Source organism: Kitasatospora sp. CMC57 (assembly GCF_045866025.2).
Lineage (GTDB): Bacteria > Actinomycetota > Actinomycetes > Streptomycetales > Streptomycetaceae > Kitasatospora.
The window spans coordinates 2,714,371-2,732,008 of sequence record NZ_AP035881.2; the positions used below are offsets into that span (position 1 = coordinate 2,714,371).

General features: G+C 71.7%; 15 protein-coding genes and 1 tRNA gene. 1 reads left to right on the forward strand and 15 read right to left on the reverse strand.

The annotated features are described in order from the left end of the window. Positions 1–75: 75 nt before the first annotated feature. The 13 genes from ACKUU6_RS11915 to ACKUU6_RS11975 all read right to left on the reverse strand — a co-directional run bounded on the left by ACKUU6_RS11915 (position 76) and on the right by ACKUU6_RS11975 (position 15,420). Positions 76–714 carry a protein-tyrosine-phosphatase gene (locus tag ACKUU6_RS11915; RefSeq protein WP_407992101.1) on the reverse strand — a complete coding sequence of 213 codons (639 nt, stop codon included), beginning with the start codon at positions 712–714 and terminating at the stop codon, positions 76–78. A 38-nt stretch (positions 715–752) separates the two neighbouring features. Beyond that, positions 753–1,400 carry an L-threonylcarbamoyladenylate synthase gene (locus tag ACKUU6_RS11920; protein ID WP_407988473.1) on the reverse strand — a complete coding sequence of 216 codons (648 nt, stop codon included), beginning with the start codon at positions 1,398–1,400 and terminating at the stop codon, positions 753–755. 128 nt (positions 1,401–1,528) lie between these two features. Further along, positions 1,529–2,395 carry a peptide chain release factor N(5)-glutamine methyltransferase gene (gene prmC, locus ACKUU6_RS11925; protein WP_407988474.1) on the reverse strand — a complete coding sequence of 289 codons (867 nt, stop codon included), beginning with the start codon at positions 2,393–2,395 and terminating at the stop codon, positions 1,529–1,531. A gap of 20 nt (positions 2,396–2,415) precedes the next feature. Continuing rightward, entirely contained in the window at positions 2,416–3,495 is a 1,080-nt protein-coding gene (prfA, locus tag ACKUU6_RS11930; RefSeq protein ID WP_407988475.1) for a peptide chain release factor 1, read from the reverse strand. A 127-nt stretch (positions 3,496–3,622) separates the two neighbouring features. Continuing rightward, positions 3,623–3,847, reverse strand: coding sequence for a 50S ribosomal protein L31 (rpmE, locus tag ACKUU6_RS11935; protein ID WP_407988476.1), 225 nt, complete (start codon positions 3,845–3,847; stop codon positions 3,623–3,625). 130 nt (positions 3,848–3,977) lie between these two features. Next, positions 3,978–5,093: an LCP family protein gene (locus ACKUU6_RS11940; RefSeq protein WP_407988477.1), complete on the reverse strand. Its 1,116-nt coding sequence runs from the start codon at positions 5,091–5,093 to the stop codon at positions 3,978–3,980. 161 nt (positions 5,094–5,254) lie between these two features. Next, positions 5,255–7,369 carry a transcription termination factor Rho gene (gene rho, locus ACKUU6_RS11945; protein ID WP_407988478.1) on the reverse strand — a complete coding sequence of 705 codons (2,115 nt, stop codon included), beginning with the start codon at positions 7,367–7,369 and terminating at the stop codon, positions 5,255–5,257. A gap of 534 nt (positions 7,370–7,903) precedes the next feature. Continuing rightward, entirely contained in the window at positions 7,904–8,821 is a 918-nt protein-coding gene (thrB, locus tag ACKUU6_RS11950; protein WP_407988479.1) for a homoserine kinase, read from the reverse strand. Between the two features lie 384 nt (positions 8,822–9,205). Beyond that, complete coding sequence (gene thrC, locus ACKUU6_RS11955; protein WP_407988480.1) at positions 9,206–10,291, reverse strand: threonine synthase; 1,086 nt, start codon at positions 10,289–10,291, stop codon at positions 9,206–9,208. 8 nt (positions 10,292–10,299) lie between these two features. Continuing rightward, positions 10,300–11,592 carry a homoserine dehydrogenase gene (locus ACKUU6_RS11960; protein ID WP_407988481.1) on the reverse strand — a complete coding sequence of 431 codons (1,293 nt, stop codon included), beginning with the start codon at positions 11,590–11,592 and terminating at the stop codon, positions 10,300–10,302. 151 nt (positions 11,593–11,743) lie between these two features. Then, complete coding sequence (gene lysA, locus ACKUU6_RS11965) at positions 11,744–13,135, reverse strand: diaminopimelate decarboxylase (RefSeq protein ID WP_407988482.1); 1,392 nt, start codon at positions 13,133–13,135, stop codon at positions 11,744–11,746. A gap of 79 nt (positions 13,136–13,214) precedes the next feature. Then, positions 13,215–14,870: an arginine--tRNA ligase gene (gene argS / locus ACKUU6_RS11970; protein ID WP_407988483.1), complete on the reverse strand. Its 1,656-nt coding sequence runs from the start codon at positions 14,868–14,870 to the stop codon at positions 13,215–13,217. 103 nt (positions 14,871–14,973) lie between these two features. Continuing rightward, the gene (locus tag ACKUU6_RS11975) at positions 14,974–15,420 is read right to left on the reverse strand and encodes a response regulator (RefSeq protein ID WP_407988484.1); all 447 of its coding nucleotides are present in this window, start codon (positions 15,418–15,420) and stop codon (positions 14,974–14,976) included. A gap of 149 nt (positions 15,421–15,569) precedes the next feature. On the opposite strand from ACKUU6_RS11975, the gene ACKUU6_RS11980 reads away from it, so the two are divergent. Continuing rightward, a tRNA-Arg gene (locus tag ACKUU6_RS11980) sits at positions 15,570–15,641 on the forward strand. A gap of 82 nt (positions 15,642–15,723) precedes the next feature. Here the strand turns inward: ACKUU6_RS11980 and ACKUU6_RS11985 are convergent. After that, entirely contained in the window at positions 15,724–16,752 is a 1,029-nt protein-coding gene (locus tag ACKUU6_RS11985) for a trypsin-like serine peptidase (protein ID WP_407988485.1), read from the reverse strand. Between the two features lie 171 nt (positions 16,753–16,923). Beyond that, entirely contained in the window at positions 16,924–17,610 is a 687-nt protein-coding gene (locus ACKUU6_RS11990; protein ID WP_407988486.1) for an ABC transporter ATP-binding protein, read from the reverse strand. Between the last annotated feature and the right edge of the window lie 28 nt (positions 17,611–17,638).

Consider the following 17,638-nt stretch of genomic DNA (forward strand, 5'->3'; position numbering starts at 1 on the left):
CCTAGGCCGAGCCCGGCCCGACGGCCCGTCACACTGCACCATCGGGGCGCCGCACCTCAGGCAGCGCCCGGGCACCTAGTGGTTGCCACCCACACCGGTCAGCGCCGTCACGACCGGGTCGAGGGCGTCGAATATCTCCTCGCCGCAGTTGCGGAACATGCCGATCGGGGCGCCGTACGGGTCGTCCACCTCGTCGGACTCGGGGGTCGCGGCGAGCAGCCACCCGCGCAGCGCGGCGGCCGCCCTGACCAGGGCGCGGGCCCGCTCGGTGACGTGGGCACCGCCCCTCGGGTCGGGCAGCGTGGAGGGGTCGATCCGCCGGACCAGTCGGGTGAACTCCTTGAGGGTGAAGGTCCGCAGGCCGGCCGCGTGGCCCATCGAGATCACCTGCGCCCGGTGGTCGAGCGTCGCGGTGAGTACCAGGTCGGCGTCGATCACGTGCTCGTCGAGCAGCTCGCGTCCGGCGAAGCCGTCCGCGCCGACGCCGTACTCACCGAGCACGGTGGCCGCGTGCGCCTCCATCGGGGCGCCTTCGTGCCCCCAGGTGCCGGCGCTCTCCACCACGATCCGGCCGGCGAAGTCCGCGAGCCGGGTGTCGAGCTCGTGCCGGGTCAGCCGCTCCGCGATCGGCGACCGGCAGACGTTGCCGGTGCAGACGAAGAGGATCCGGAACGAGTCGAGGGGCCGCGGCGAGACCGTGACGTACCCGGGTATGCCGAGGCCGGCGGAGGCGCCGTGCAGCGAGGCCGCTGTCAACTGCCGGCCTCCAGGTCCGGTACGACCTCCCTCAGCTGCTCGGCGCTGATGGCGCCGGCCCGCAGCAGGACCGGGACCTTGCCCGTGACGTCGACGATGGACGAGGCCTGCCCGAAGTCGGCGTTGCCGCCGTCCAGGTAGACCGAGACCGAGTCTCCGAGCTGGGCGAAGGCGTCGTCGCAGGTGGACGGCGAGGGGCCGCCCGTCCGGTTGGCGCTGGAGACGGCCATCGGGCCGACGTTGTTGAGCAGTTCGAGCGCGACGGGGTGCAGCGGCATCCGGACCGCGACCGTGCCCCGGGTGTCGCCGAGGTCCCAGCGCAGCGACGGCTGGTGCTTGGCGACCAGGGTCAGCCCGCCCGGCCAGAACGCGTCCACCAGCTCCCAGGCCCGCTCGGAGAAGTCGGTGACCAGCCCGTGCAGCGTCGTGGGCGATCCGACCAGCACCGGGGAGGGCATGTTGCGGCCGCGCCCCTTGGCGTCCAGCAGGGCGCCGACCGCCTCCGGGCTGAACGCGTCCGCACCGATCCCGTACAGGGTGTCGGTCGGCAGCACGACCAGCTCACCCCGGCGGACCGCCGAGGCGGCCTCGCGCAGCCCGGTCTCGCGGTCCCCTGCATCGGCGCAGTCGTAGCGGCGGCTCATCGGTGCGGTCCCCTCTCGCAAAGCTGACTTGTCGTCAAATCACGGTTCACGACGAAGCCTCGCGGGCTGTCGTGCGGTGTTCGATGTTCACAACGACGCCCTCCGGGCTGTTGTGCTGTGCTCGATGTTCACAACGACGCCCTCCGGGCTGTTGTGAAGCGCGGCCGGTTGTTCAGGTCCCGGTGGTCGGCCGCGTCCGTCCAGCCACTCTCCTCGCGGAACACCCACGGCACCTGGCCGCCCTGGGTGTCGGCGTGCTCGATCACGACCACTCCCCCGGGCCGGAGCAGCCGCGCGGCGACCCGCTCGATGCCGCGGATCGCGTCGAGGCCGTCCTCGCCGGAGAACAGCGACATCTGCGGGTCGTGGTCACGGGCCTCGGGAGCCACGTACTCCCACTCGGTGAGGGGGATGTACGGCGGGTTGCTGATCACCAGGTCGAAGCGGCCGTCCCAGGAGCGGTCGTCCTCGAAGGCCCGGGTGGCGTCGCCCGCGTGCAGGGTGACCCTGGCCCGGTCGGTGCTGGCGGCGATGTTGCGCCGGGTGTACTTCATCGCGCCCTCGTCCAGCTCGAAGGCGTGCACGGTGGAGCGCGGCAGTTCCTGGGCCAGCGCCAGCGCGATAGCGCCGGAGCCGGTGCAGAGGTCGACCACCAGCGGCTCGGCGACGTCCATGTCGCGGACGGCGTCTATGGCCCACTCGACCACCGACTCGGTCTCCGGCCGGGGCACGAAGACGCCGGGGCCGACCTCCAGCTCCAGGTAGCGGAAGAAGGCCCGCCCGGTGATGTGCTGGAGCGGCTCGCGCGCCTCGCGGCGGGAGATCGCCTCCCAGTACCGGGCGTCGAACTCGCCGTCCTTCACCGTGTGCAGCTGGCTGCGCTTGACGCCGTGGACGTGTGCGGCGAGCTCCTCCGCGTCGAAGCGCGGCGACGGCACCCCGGCCGCGGCCAACCGCTGGGTGGCCTGGGCCACCTCGGCGAGCAGCAGGTTCATCCGTACACCCCTTGTCCGGGTCAGTTCTCCTGGGCGGCGGCGGCCAGCTTGGCCGCCGCGTCGGCGTCCACGCAGGACTGGATCACCGCGGTGAGCTCGCCGTCCAGGACCTGGTCCAGGTTGTACGACTTGAACCCGGTGCGGTGGTCCGAGATGCGGTTCTCCGGGAAGTTGTACGTCCGGATCCGCTCCGAGCGGTCCACGGTGCGGACCTGGCTGCGGCGGGCGTCCGAGGCCTCCAGGTCGGCCGCCTCCTGCGCGGCGGCGAGCAGCCGCGAACGCAGGATGCGCATGGCCTGCTCCTTGTTCTGCAGCTGGCTCTTCTCGTTCTGGCAGGACGCCACGATACCGGTCGGCAGGTGGGTGATCCGGACCGCCGAGTCGGTGGTGTTGACGGACTGCCCGCCCGGGCCGGAGGAGCGGTAGACGTCGATCCGCAGCTCGTTGGCGACGATCTCGACCTCGACCTCCTCGGCCTCCGGCGTGACCAGCACGCCGGCCGCGGAGGTGTGGATCCGGCCCTGCGACTCGGTCGCGGGGACGCGCTGCACGCGGTGCACGCCGCCCTCGTACTTGAGCCGGGCCCAGACGCCGAGGCCGGGCTCGGGGGTGCCCTTGGTCTTCACGGCGACCGAGACGTCCTTGTAGCCGCCGAGGTCCGACTCGTTGGCGTCGATGATCTCGGTCTTCCAGCCCACCCGCTCGGCGAACCGCAGGTACATCCGGAGCAGGTCACCGGCGAACAGCGCGGACTCCTCGCCGCCCTCACCCGCCTTGACCTCCAGGATGACGTCCTTCTCGTCGTTGGGGTCGCGCGGCACCAGCAGCAGCCGCAGCTCCTCGGTCAGCTCGTCGCGCCGGGCCTCCGAGGACTTCATCTCCGCGATGAAGTCCGAGTCCTCGAGCGCGAGTTCACGAGCCGCCTCGATGTCCTCACCGGCCTGCTTCCAGGCCCGGTAGGTACGGGTGATCGGGGTCAGCTCGGCATAGCGCTTGGAGAGCTTGCGAGCGTTCGCCTGGTCGGCGTGGACCGAGGGGTCGGCCAGCCTCGTCTCGAGGGCGGCGTGCTCGGTGAGGAGCTCTTCGACTGCCTCGAACATCGGGTGGGCCTACTTCCGCTGAGAGCACCATTTTTGCAGGGCTTGGGGGGTGGGGGAGACGCGAACGGCGCCGGTCCGAGCGCACCCATGAGTAGCTGGGCACGCCCGGACCGGCGCCGTACGGACGCTAGTCCTGCTTCGTGGAGAGCTTCTTGCCGAAGCGGGCCTCGAAGCGGGCGACGCGGCCACCGGTGTCCAGGATCTTCTGCTTGCCGGTGTAGAACGGGTGGCACTGCGAGCAGACCTCGGCGCGAATGACGCCGCTGGTCTCGGTCGAGCGGGTGGTGAACTCGGCGCCGCAGGTGCAGGTCACGTTGGTGACCACGTACTCGGGGTGAACATTGGGCTTCAAGGGGATCTCCTAGTGATCGGGAGGGCACCGGGTCGGCAGCTGACAGCCGCACGTGAACCGGGACCGACGGACCAGTCTGCCAGGACTGACCGCATCTTCCCAAACCGGGTGCGGACCTCTGGTATTCCGACTAGCGACGGGTGGCACTGGCGGCCCCGCCGCCGGTGGGCCTCGCGGTCGCGGACGGGGTGGCCTCGGCCGGATTGGCGGGCTGGCTGCTGAGCACCGCCTCGGGCACCGCCCGGTCGGCGGCCAGTGCCTGCCACAGCTGGGTGGCCCCGGGTACGGCCGGGACCACCCGGTTCGGGTCGCCCGGGGCGGTGACCACCGGCAGGGTGACCATCGCGAGGTTCTCCGGGCCGATCGGCTTGAGGGTGTCGGCGAGGCCGACCAACGCACTGACCGAGGCCAGGTCGGAGTCGGTGGTGATGCTCCTGGTGAGCCTGTCCCCCACCGACCAGAGCCTGGCCGGGTTGGAGGTCAGCCCCAGGCCCTTCACCTGCGCCAGCATCGACTTGACCATCTGCTTCTGCAGCTCGATCCGGCCCAGGTCGCTGCCGTCGCCGACGCCGTGCCTGGTCCGGACGAAGGCCAGCGCCTGGTCACCGTTCAGCTGGTGCGTGCCGGCCGCCAGGTGCAGCCCGCTGTCCCGGTCGTCGATGGCCACGGTGGTGGCCACGGTGACCCCGCCGATGGCGTTCACGAAGTCCGCGAAGCCGGCGAAGTCGATCTCGACGTAGTGGTCCATCCGCAGCCCGGTGAGCTGCTCGGTGGTCTTGACCGCACAGGCGGGGCCGCCGACCTCGTACGCGGAGTTGAACATCACGCCCTTCGCGGCGGGCACCGCCTTCCCGGTGCCGACGGCGCTGCACGCGGGCCGGGCGACCAGGGTGTCGCGGGGTATCGAGACCACCTCGGCCTGGGTATGGGCCTGGTTGACGTGCACCACCATCGCGGTGTCGGAGCGGGCCGTGCCGTCGGTCGCACCGCCGGCCAGGTCGCCGTTCCTGCCGTTGCGCGAGTCCGATCCCAGCACCAGCACGTTGAACGAGCCGTTGGTCGAGGCCGGCGGCCGGCCGGTACCCAGCTGGCCGTTGATGTCGACGCTCTTGATGTTGCCGTTGAGCTTCCAGTACGCGTACCCGCCCGCGCCGCCGCCGATCACCAGCAGCCCGGCCACCGCGCACACGATGGTCCTGCGCAGGCGGACCTGCCTGCTCAGGGGGGTGCGTCGGTGTGCGGCCACAGTCTCGTCCTCAGCTCTCCGGGGCTTGATCGGGATATGACCTTCATTCTGAGCATAAGGGCATCAGATACCGATAAGTCCGTTTCCCGCGTCCTGCCTGGGAGACGCGGAAGCCCCGGACCGCGGTTGCGGTCCGGGGCTTCCGGGGTTCGGCCGGGAGGTCAGTCCTGGCCGGGGGTGTTCTTGGCGATCACCATGAGGAACTCGGCGTTGCTCTTGGTCTGCTTCATCTTGTCCAGCAGCAGCTCGATCGCCTGCTGCGAGTCGAGCGCGTGCAGCACCCGGCGGAGCTTCCAGGTGATGGCCAACTCCTCACTGCCCAGCAGGATCTCCTCCTTGCGGGTGCTCGACGCGTCGACGTCGACGGCCGGGAAGATCCGCTTGTCGGAGAGCTTGCGGTCGAGCTTGAGCTCCATGTTGCCGGTGCCCTTGAACTCCTCGAAGACCACCTCGTCGGCCCGCGAGCCGGTCTCCACCAGCGCGGTGGCGAGGATGGTCAGCGAGCCGCCGTTCTCGATGTTGCGCGCGGCGCCGAAGAACTTCTTCGGCGGGTAGAGCGCGGTCGAGTCGACACCACCGGACAGGATGCGGCCGGAGGCGGGCGCCGCCAGGTTGTAGGCGCGGCCCAGGCGGGTGATCGAGTCCAGCAGGATGACCACGTCGTGGCCCAGCTCGACCAGGCGCTTGGCACGCTCGATCGCCAGCTCGGCGACGACCGTGTGGTCCTCGGCCGGGCGGTCGAAGGTCGAGGAGATGACCTCGCCCTTCACCGACCGCTGCATGTCGGTGACCTCTTCCGGACGCTCGTCGACCAGGACGACCATCAGGTGGCACTCGGGGTTGTTGTGGGTGATCGCGTTGGCGATCGCCTGCATGATCATCGTCTTGCCGGTCTTCGGCGGGGCGACGATCAGACCGCGCTGCCCCTTACCGATCGGCGACACCAGGTCGATGATGCGGGTGGTCAGGATGCCCGGGTCGGTCTCCAGCCGCAGACGCTCCTGCGGGTAGAGCGGGGTCAGCTTGCCGAACTCGGGGCGGTTGCGGCCGCTCTCCGGGTCCATGCCGTTGACGGAGTCCAGCCGCACCATGGCGTTGAACTTCTCGCGGCGCTCGCCGTCCTTGGGCTGGCGCACCGCACCGGTGATCGCATCACCCTTGCGCAGGCCGTTCTTACGGACCTGGGCCAGCGAGACGTAGACGTCGTTCGAACCGGGCAGGTAGCCGGAGGTCCGGACGAAGGCGTAGTTGTCGAGGATGTCCAGGATGCCCGCGACCGGGATCAGCACATCGTCGTCGTTGACCTGCACCTCGGCCGGGCCGGCCTCGAAGCGCTCGCCCCGGGTGCCACGGCCGCGGCGGTCGCGGTAGCGGCCCCGACGGCCCCGACGACCATCGCCGAACTCGTCGTCGTCGTAGCCGCCGACCTGCTGCTGGCCGCCGCCGCCCTGCTGACGGTTCTGCTGCGGGGCGCTGTCCTGGGCGCCGCCCTGCTGGGTCTGCTGACCCTGCTGGCGCTCGCCGCGCTCCGGACGGTCGGTGCGGTCCCGCCGGTTGCGGCGGTCCCGGCGGGACTCGCGGCTGTCGGCGTCCTGCCCGGCCTGGCCCTCGGTGGTCTCGGTGCGCTCGCCGCCGTCACGGCGGTCGCGCCGGTCCCGGCGGTCCCGGCGGGTCTCGGTCCGGCCCTCGGCGTCCAGGGTCCGGGCGTCGGTACGGGCCTCGGCGACCACGGTGGCGGTCGACTCGGCGGCGGTCGCGGCAGCGGCCTCTGCGGTCGGCGCACCGGCGGCCGAGGTGGCCCGGCGACGGGTGCGCTCGGCCCGGGCCGGGGCGGCGGCCTCGGGGGCAGCCTGGACCGGGATCTCGATCTGGGCCTGCGGCTCGGCGGCCGGGGCGGCCGCAGTGGCGGCGGCCTTGGTCCGACGGGCGGCGCGCGGCGGTGCCGCCTCCTGCTCCGCGACCACGGGGGCCTCGGCGGAGGCGGCCGGAGCGGCGGCCTTGGCGGCCCGCTTGGCGGGGGCGGCCGGGGCGGTGGCGCCGGCCAGCAGCGGGTCACCGCCGCTCTTCTCCTTGATGGCATCGATCAGCTGGCTCTTGCGGAGGCGTCCGGTACCGCTGATCCCGAGGGTCGAGGCGAGCTTCTGCAGCTCGGCCAGGACCAGGCCGTCGAGGCCCGCGGCAGCGGTACGGCGGCGCTTGGCCGGAGCCGCCGGGGCGGCGGTGTCTGACGCGTCGGCGTCGGGGCGCGCGCCCATCAGATCGGTGGAGTCGCTCACTAAGGGTCCTTCCCTGGAGCGGACGTCGGCCTGTCTGGCTCGGCGACCGGTTGTGCTGTCCTGACCAACGCTTGACTGCGTCGGTCCGAGGCGGTGATCCCCCGAATGGCGCTGCCAGTCGGGGAAGAGCTGCGATGTGCACGGTGGTGCGATGTGGCGCGGATCGGGCTGATGCCGACCCCGCTGCCTGCGATACCCGGGCCCCCGTCGCGTGACGGTGGCCGGGCCCCCGTCCGGGCGTGCCTCTATGTGGGAGGCCGCGGGAGGGGGTCAGGTGCCGTCACGGCTTCGGGAAACGGCCGCCTTTGCGCAGGCAGGCTGCGTACGCGCTGCGGAGGGCTCCCGGAGAATCGTGGTCCCGTTCGTCCACCGCCCCACTCGTGCGGACTGGCCGCAACAGCGGAGGCTCGGGATCGGGACGTGGCGCACCGCACCCCGGAGGGCACCTGGTGCAGCAATGAGGTTAACACTACCGACCCCCTGAGACATTCCCCGGCCCCGTTCTCGTCAATCGTGTCCGTGCGACCCTCTTGGTCAGCCGTCCAGCGGCAGCACGGAGGCACCGGTGCCGTCCAGCCGGAGGCGGTGCGCGGCGAAGCCCTCACCTGCGAAGGCGAGCAGTTTCTCGGCGTTCGCCTCGTCGGCGAGGGCCAGCACGGTGGGGCCGGCGCCGGAGATCACGGCCGGGATGCCCTCGGCCCGCAGGGCGCCCACCAGGCCGGCACTCTCCGGCATCGCGGAGGCCCGGTAGTCCTGGTGCAGCCGGTCCTCGGTGGCGGCCAGCAGCAGCTCGGGGCGGTTGGTCAGGGCCTCCACCAGCAGGGCGGCCCGACCGGCGTTGACGGCGGCGTCGGAGAGCGGCACGGTCTTCGGCAGCAGTCCGCGCGCGGTCTCGGTGAGCACCTCGGTGGACGGGATGAAGACCACGGGGACGACCTGCTCGGACGGCTCCAGCCGGACCGCCTTGGCGGAGTCCTCGTCCGTCCAGGCGATGGTGAAGCCGCCGCGCAGACAGGCGGCGACGTTGTCGGGGTGGCCCTCCAGCTCGGAGGCGAGGGCCAGCAGGGCGGCGTCGTCCAGCGCGCTCGGGCCGCCGATGGTGACGGCGCGGGCGGCGACGAGGCCGGCGCAGATGGCGGCGGAGGAGGAGCCCAGGCCCCGGCCGTGCGGTATCCGGTTGGCGCAGACCACCTCCAGGCCGCGCGGCTGGCCGCCGAGGCGGTCGAAGGCGGCGCGCATCGAACGGATCATCAGATGCCGTTCGTCACGCGGCAGCGTGGTCGCACCCTCGCCCGCGATGTCCACCGAGAGACCGGAGTCGGCGACCCGGACCACCACGTCGTCGTACAGGCCCAGGGCGAGTCCGAAGGCGTCGAAGCCGGGGCCGAGGTTGGCACTCGTCGCGGGAACCCGGACCCGGACGGCGGCAGCACGGAACGCGGGACCAGCCATGGTGGTGGGACTCTCCTGGGAGGTGACGGCCCGGTTGGGGTCGGGCCTGCGGTGGTACGTGTGCGGGGTTCGCGCGGCAGCTCCCCGGCGGGGCGGGCGCGGCGCACGGCGCGGCCCACTGCTGACCAGACTATCGAAGAGAGGTTCCACAGCGGTACACCCCGACCCCCTCCGATCTGCCGTGTTGCCGATTCTGGCCGGAAATTGTGCGGAAAGCGGTGTCAGAAGTGCCGGAAAGTCGGCGCTCCCGGGCAGAGAACCGTGCCCTCGACGGACGAGTGGGCCGACCCTCGAAAGAGTCGGCCCACTTGTTGACAGCTCGTCAGTCCGGCGGCCCGGTCGGTCGGGCAGCCCTCGGACCGGCAGTCCTCGATCCAGGAACCCTCAGTCCAGCAGCCCGAGGCGGCGGGCGGCCGCCTCCGGGTCGATCGGCACGACCTGCGGCTGCGGCGCACCGGCCACCGCCCAGTCCGGGTCCTTGAGGCCGTTGCCGGTCACGGTGCAGACGATCCGCTGGCCCGGGTCGACCAGGCCGGCCTCCGCCTTGGCCAGCAGGCCGGCCACCGAGGCGGCCGAGGCGGGCTCCACGAAGACGCCCTCCTGTGCGGCCAGCAGGCGGTAGGCGGAAAGGATCTGACGGTCCGTCACCTTGTCGATCAGGCCGCCCGAGTCGTCCCGCGCGGCGATCGCGTAGTCCCAGGAGGCCGGGTTGCCGATCCGGATCGCGGTGGCGATGGTCTGCGGCTTGAGCACCGGGGCGCCGTCCACGATCGGGGCCGAGCCCGAGGCCTGGAAGCCCCACATCCGCGGGGTGCGGTCGGCCAGACCGTCCTTGGCGTACTCGGTGTAGCCCTTCCAGTAGGCGGTGATGTTGCCCGCGTTGCCGACCGGGAGGACGTGGATGTCGGGGGCGTCGCCGAGCATGTCGACGATCTCGAAGGCGGCGGTCTTCTGACCCTCGATCCGCACCGGGTTCACCGAGTTGACCAGCGCCACCGGGTACTTCTCGGAGAGTTCACGCGCAAGGGTGAGGCAGTCGTCGAAGTTCCCGTCCACCTGGAGGATCTTCGCGCCGTGCACCAGTGCCTGGCCCATCTTGCCGAGCGCGATCTTGCCCTGCGGGACCAGCACCGCGGAGACCATCCCGGCCCGTACCGCGTACGCCGCGGCGGAGGCCGAGGTGTTGCCGGTGGAGGCGCAGATGACGGCCTGGGCGCCGTCCTCCTTGGCCTTGGAGATCGCCATCGTCATGCCGCGGTCCTTGAAGGACCCGGTCGGGTTGGCGCCCTCGACCTTGAGGTAGACCTCGCAGCCGGTGCGCTCGGAGAGCACCTGGGCCGGGACGAGCGGCGTGCCGCCCTCGAGCAGGGTGACCACGGGGGTGGCGGCGGTGACCGGCAGACGGTCGCGGTACTCCTCGATGAGGCCGCGCCACTGGTGGGTACGACCGCTCTGGATGACGGCGTTCATGGTGCTACCTACTCCCCTTCAACCCGCATGATGCTGGCCACGTCGCGCACGCTGTCCAGCGCGCGGAGCTTGTCGACCGTCGCCGACAGCGCGGCGTCGGTGGCGCGGTGGGTGACCACGACGAGCGAGGCGTCGCCGTCGCGGCCCTGCTGGCGCACGGTGTCGATGGACACGCCGTGCTCGGCGAAGACGGAGGCCACCTGGGCCAGCACGCCCGCGCGGTCGTCCACGTCCAGGCTGACGTGGTACCGGGTGATCACCTGGTCCATCGGCTTGGCCGGGAGCTGGGTGTACACCGAGTCGCCGGGCCCGGTGGTGCCGTTGACCTTGTTGCGGCAGACCGCGACCAGGTCGCCGAGCACCGCGGAGGCGGTCGGCGCGCCACCGGCGCCGGGGCCGTAGAACATCAGCCGGCCGGCCGCCTCGGCCTCTACGAAGACCGCGTTGTACGCCTCGCGGACCGAGGCCAGCGGGTGGCTCAGCGGCAGCATCGCGGGGTGCACCCGGGCGGTGACGGACTCGCCGTCGGCGGCGCGCTCGCAGATCGCCAGCAGCTTGACCACGCAGCCCATCTCCTTGGCGGAGGCGATGTCGGCGGCGGTGACCTCGGTGATGCCCTCGCGGTAGACGTCAGCGGCGGTGACCTTGGTGTGGAAGGCGATGCCGGCCAGGATCGCGGCCTTGGCGGCGGCGTCGAAGCCCTCCACGTCGGCGGTCGGGTCGGCTTCGGCGTAGCCGAGCGCGGTGGCCTCCTCCAGCGCCTCGGAGTACCCGGCGCCGGTGGAGTCCATCTTGTCCATGATGAAGTTGGTGGTGCCGTTGACGATCCCGAGTACCCGGTTCACCTTGTCGCCCGCGAGCGACTCGCGGAGCGGGCGGAGCAACGGGATGGCACCGGCGACGGCGGCCTCGTAGTAGAGGTCCACGCCCGCCTCGGCGGCGGCGGCGTGCAGTTCGGCGCCGTCCTTGGCCAGCAGCGCCTTGTTGGCGGAGACCACCGAGGCGCCGTTCGCGAAGGCGCTGAGGATCAGGTGCTTGGAGGGCTCGATACCGCCGACCACCTCGATCACCACGTCGATGTCGCCGCGCTTCACCAGCGCCTCGGCGTCGGTGGTGATCAGGTGCTCGGGCACCCCGGCCCGGGTCCGGCCGGCCCGGCGGACCGCGACGCCGACGAGCTCGACCGGAGCGCCGATCCGCGCGGCGAGGTCGGCGGCGTCCGTCGTCATGATGCGCGCCACCTCGGAGCCCACCACACCACAGCCCAGCAACGCCACCTTCAGCGGGCGCGTACGCATCATCCGACTCCGCTCTGCTTTCTCGGGTTTCTCGGGTTTTCCGCGGGCTGATCGCTCGGCGTCGTCCGCCGCCCGCAGGGTATTCGGTCGTACCAGTCTCCGGGACCGGCCGCGTGAATCTATGGCTGGTCCATCATCTGAGACGAGAATTTCCTCATCCGATATCCAGCCGCAGGAGATCCTCCGCGGTCTCCCGGCGGACGATCACCCGGGCCGCACCGTCCAGGACGGCGAGGACCGGAGGCTTGAGGGCGTGGTTGTAGTTGCTCGCCATCGAGCGGCAGTACGCCCCGGTCGCGGGGACCGCGATCAGGTCACCCGGCGTCAGGTCGGCGGGCAGGAAGGCGTCCCGGACCACGATGTCGCCGGACTCGCAGTGCTTGCCGACCACCCGGACCAGCATCGGCTCGGCCTCGCTGGTGCGCGAGACGAGGGCGACGGAGTACTCGGCGTCGTAGAGGGCGGTGCGGATGTTGTCCGACATGCCGCCGTCCACGCTGACGTAGGTGCGCAGTCCGTCGAGCGGCTTGATCGTACCGACCTCGTACAGCGTGAACGCGGTCGGGCCGACGATCGCCCGGCCGGGCTCCACGCTCAGGCGCGGCGCGTTCAGGCTGGCGGCGGCGCACTCCCGGCGGACGATCTCGGCCAGCGATGCGGCGATCTCGGCGGGCTCGCGCGGGTCGTCCTCGCTGGTGTACGCGATGCCCAGGCCACCGCCGAGGTCGATCTCCGGCAGCTCCACGCCGTGCTCGTCGCGGACCTCCACCAGCAGGCCGACCACCCGGCGGGCGGCCACCTCGAAGCCGGCCGTGTCGAAGATCTGCGAGCCGATGTGCGAGTGGATGCCGCGCAGCTCCAGGCTGTCGTGCCCGAGCACCCGACGGACCGCCTCGGCCGCCCGGCCGCCGCTCAGCGAAAGGCCGAACTTCTGGTCCTCGTGCGCGGTCGCGATGAACTCGTGGGTGTGCGCCTCGACGCCGACCGTCACCCGGATCAGCACCGGCTGCCTGACCCCCTGGGCCGCCGCGATCGCGGCCAGCCGGTCGATCTCCTGGTACGAGTCGACCACGATGTGCCCGACGCCCGCCTTGACCGCCTGCTCCAGCTCGTCCGCCGACTTGTTGTTGCCGTGCAGCGCGATCCGCTCCCCCGGCATCCCGGCGGCCAGCGCGACGGCCAACTCGCCCGTGCTGCACACGTCGAGGTTCAGCCCCTCCTCGTGCAGCCAGCGGACGATCGCCTTGGAGAGGAACGCCTTGCCCGCGTAGTAGACGTCGGCGCCCTCGCCGAACGCGTCCCGCCAGGCCCGGGCGCGGGCGCGGAAATCGGCCTCGTCCATGACGTACGCCGGGGTGCCGAACTCGGCGGCCAGCGCCTTGACGTCGATGCCGCCGACGGTGGCGACGCCCTCGGCGTCCCGGGCTACGGTGCTCGACCAGACCTTGGGATCGAGCGCGTTCAGGTCGCTCGGCGGGGCGAGGTAGTGGCCCTCGGGCAGCACGTCACCGTGGCGGGGGCCTGCGGGGTGGGCGGAGCGGCTCATCGTGGTGTCCTTACGAGTAGGGGCGGTGACGCGTCCTGACGGACCGTCACCGCCCCCGGGGCGCTTGGGGGTTGGGCGGTTACATCCGCTCGGGCGTCGATACGCCGAGCAGCGTGAGGCCGTTGGCGATGACCGTGCGCGTGGCGTCGGCCAGCCAGAGCCGGGCGTGCGTCAGGTCGGTGACCTGCTCGTCGCCCTTGGGCAGGATCTGGCAGTGGTCGTAGAACCGGTGGTACTCCCGGGCGACCTCTTCGAGGTAGCGGGCGACCCGGTGCGGCTCGCGCAGCTCGCCGGCGGCGGTGAGCACCCGGGGGAACTCGCCGAGCTGGCCGAGCAGCGCCGACTCCCACTCGGTGGAGAGCAGCTCCGGCTTGAAGTCCTCGGACTTGGTGATGCCCAGCTCGGCCGCCTTGCGCTGCACGCCGCACATCCGGGTGTGCGCGTACTGGACGTAGAAGACCGGGTTCTCGTTGGTCTGGCTGGTCAGCACGTTGATGTCGAGCATGATCGTGGAGTCGGTCGGGTAGCGCACCAGGGAGTACCGGGCCGCGTCCACGCCGATCCAGTCGACCACGTCGTCGATCGTGATGATGTTGCCGGCCCGCTTCGACATCCGGACCTCTTCGCCGTCGCGAAGCATCTTCACGAACTGGCCGATCTTGACCTCGATGTTGCGGTCCATGTCGTCACCCGCGCAGGCCGCGATGGCCTTGAGCCGGTTGACGTAGCCGTGGTGGTCCGCGCCGAGCATGTAGACCGAGACCTCGGAACCCCGGTCCCGCTTGCTCAGGTAGTACGCGGCGTCGGCGGCGAAGTAGGTGGTCTCGCCGTCGGCCTTGATCAGCACGCGGTCCTTGTCGTCACCGAAATCGGTGGTGCGCAGCCAGATCGCACCCTCTTGGTCGAAGACGTGGCCCTGCTCGCGCAGCCGCTCGATCGCCTTCTCCACGGCGCCCGAGTCGTGCAGCGACTTCTCGGAGAACCAGACGTCGAAGTGGGTGCCGAACTCCTCCATCGACCGCTGGATCTCGGCGACCATCAGCTTGAGGCCCTCGGCCCTGAAGACCTGGAGCTGCTCGTCCTCGGGAAGGTCGAGCACGCCGGGCGCACCGGCCACCAGCGCCTTGGCGATGTCGACGATGTACTCGCCGACGTAGCCGTCCTCCGGCGCGGGCCGGCCGTTCGCGGCGGCCTGGAGCGAGGCGGCGAACTTGCCGATCTGCACGCCCGCGTCGTTCAGGTAGTACTCGGTGGTGACCTCGGCACCGGTGGCGCGGAGCACCCGGGCGAGCGAGTCGCCGACGGCCGCCCAGCGGACGCCGCCGATGTGGATCGGGCCGGTCGGGTTGGCGGAGACGAACTCGAGGTTGATCTTCAGGCCCTTGAGCGCCTCGTTCCGGCCGTACGCCGGTCCTGCCTCGACGATGGTCCGGGCCAGCTCACCCTGGGTGGCGGCGTCCAGCGTGATGTTCAGGAAGCCGGGACCGGCGATGTCCACCTTCGACACCCCGGCGATCTCTCGCAGGCGCGCGGCCAGGCTCTCCGCGACAGCTCGCGGCGGCTTGCCGGCCGCCTTCGCGAGCTGGAGGGCCACGTTGGTGGCGTAGTCGCCGTGGTCCCTGTTCTTGGGCCGCTCGATCGTCACGTGCTCGGGCACGGCGACGGTCAGCTCGCCCGCCTCTACGGCGGCGCTCACTGCGGCCTGGACTGCCTGGGAAAGCTCTGCGGGTGTCACGGGCCCAAGCCTAGGCGAGAGGCGGTACGCGGCCGTACCTGGTTTACCCGTTGAGACGGGCGTGCCGTGGCTTTCCGGCGCCGGTGTTCGCTGTGGGCGAACGTCAGCCGCTCTCGCCGAGCTCCACGGCACTGCCGAACCCGTGGGCGAAGCGCTGCCGGGGGACCTCCCGCCCGGTCAGCAGCATCAGCCGCCGGACCAGGGCCACCAGCTCCGCCGGATCGAAGGGCTTCCCGAGGTACCCGTCCACCCCGACCGACTCGCCCTGCCGCAGCTCGGCCGGCGCACACGCGCTCACGATCGCGATCGGCAGCCGCCTGGTCGCCGGGGCCGCCCGCAGCCGGGCCGCCGTCCGCAGCCCGTCCAGCCTCGGCATCATCACGTCCAGCGTCACCACGTCGGGGGCCACCCGACGGACCACCTCCAGGCACTCCGCGCCGTCGGCAGCCGTCACCACCTCGAAGCCCTCGAGCTCCAGGTTGACTCTGATCAGCTGGCGGATCACCTCGCTGTCGTCCACCACGAGGACCCGCCCGGGCGCTCCGGACACCTCACCGAGGGTAGCCGCGCACCCACCCACCCGTCCGGCCTTTCCCGACTTCCGTCCCCACCGCCCCGACCCACCCCCGAAACCCGTGCACGGACCACTCCCCCGGCCTGGTAATGTTCTCCACGTCGCCACCACGGGACACCATGCAGGCCCCCGTAGCTCAGGGGATAGAGCACCGCCCTCCGGAGGCGGGTGCGCAGGTTCGAATCCTGCCGGGGGCACTTCGCAAGAAGTGCAACAGAGGCCCAAGTTGACCACTGGTCAGCTTGGGCCTTCGTCATGTTGCGGCTGCCGTCGGCGGGATCAGTGGTGGGTCGCGTCCGCGAAGAGGGCGGCCAGGGTGTCGTCGAAGGTGGCGGCGTAGGAGATGTCTTCGGTGTCGCCGCCCTCCTCGTAGCCGCCGATGACGCCGATGACGTGGCCGGTGGTGGCTTCGAGGAAGGGGCCGCCGCTGGTGCCGCCCGGGTACGCGGGGCAGTCGATCCGGCGTTGGCGGGCGGACTGGGCGGTGGTGGTGTTGGTGCACAGGATGGGGGCGTCGCTGCGGCTGGGGTAGCCGTAGAGGCGTGCGGTGGCGGTGAGGGGGACGTCGTAGGCGATCGGGTTGGCGCCGACGGTGGCCTCGACGGTGCGGCCGGTGCCGGAGTCGGGGGCGATCTCCAGGAGGGCGTAGTCCTCGTCCGGGTCCTGGTCGTGCTGCCAGCCCTCGGTGGTGTGAACGGCGGTGACCTGCCAAGTCCCGTACGGGGAAGTGCCGTTGCGGTAGCCGGGGACGAAGGTCACGCCGGTGGCCGAGGAGAGGCAGTGGGCGGCGGTGAGGGCGAAGGTGCCGCTCGCGCTGTCCACGACGCTCGCCGTGCAGAAGTGGTGGCCGTCGGCGAACAGGGCTCCGACGCGGGCGGATTCGGCGGTGGCCGGGGCGGTGGCGGTGGTGCCGAGATCCGAGGAGCGGGTGGCGGACGGGGTGGGCGAAGGACTGGGGGTCGGCGACGGCGCGGGGGCCGGGGTCTTCCTGCTGGGGGACGGGGAGGCGGCGGCTGTACGGGAGGCGGCCGGAGCGGGGTCGTCGGCGTCGTCCACGGGCACCGGGGCGTCGGACGGGACGGTGGTCGAGGGGGTCGGATCGTCCGTCGGGGCGGCGGCGGCCTCGGGGGTTGCCGCGGGCACGGGGGTGGGAGCAGCCAGGCTCTCGACCACCGGGGGGACGGTCGGGGCGGCGCTCGGCCCGGCCTTCCGGCCGGAGGCGGGCGCGGCGGTCCGGGCGGCCGCCGGTGAGACGGCCAGCAGGGCGGCGATCAGCGTGCCGATCGCGAGTCGGTGCGCGGTGGTCATGGAGGCGCTCCCAGCGTCGCGTTCACTCGGTGAGGGTCGTTTCGACTATGGGCCGCCGGGCTGGGGATCGTGTGATCGTTCCCTGGGAGTGCGGTGAGAATTCTGGGACTGCCACCCGGCCGGCCCGCCTGCGCCCGCCCCCTGCGGACCGCCTGCGGGCTGCCTTCGGCCTCAGTCCACGATCCGCCCGTCGTGCAGCGAGACGACCCGGTCGGCCTGGGCCATCAGGGTCGGGTCGTGGGTGGCGACCAGGGCGGTGACGCCCTGGGAGTGGACCACCGCGCGGAGCAGTTCCATCACGGCGAGGCCGGTCTCGGAGTCGAGCTGTCCGGTGGGTTCGTCGGCGACGATCAGGGCGGGCTCGTTGGCCAGCGCGCGGGCGATCGCGACCCGCTGCTGCTGGCCGCCGGAGAGTTCGGCCGGCCGCTGGTCGGCGTGGTCGGCCAGGCCGACCAGGGCGAGCAGGGTACGGACGCGCTCCTCGCGTTCGGCGACGGGGAGCTTGCGCAACCGCATCGGGACGCCGACGTTCTCGGCGGCGGTGAGCACCGGCAGCAGGCCGAAGGACTGGAAGACGAAGCCGATCCGGTCCCGGCGCAGGGCGAGCCGCCCCGCCTCGTCGAGCTGCGAGAGGTCCTGGCCGTCGAGCGAGATCCGACCGCCGGTGGGGCTGTCGAGGCCGCCGACCAGGTTGAGCAGGGTGGTCTTCCCCGAGCCCGACCGGCCTTTGAGGGCGGTGAGTTGACCCCGGGCCGCAGTGAAGGAGACACCGCGCAGGGCGTGCACGGTGTGCGGCTCGGAGCCGAAGCTGCGACGGAGGTCCTCGACCACGACCATGGGCGAAGGTGTTTCGGTCATCAGGCTGTCCCCCGTGGACGATCCGGTG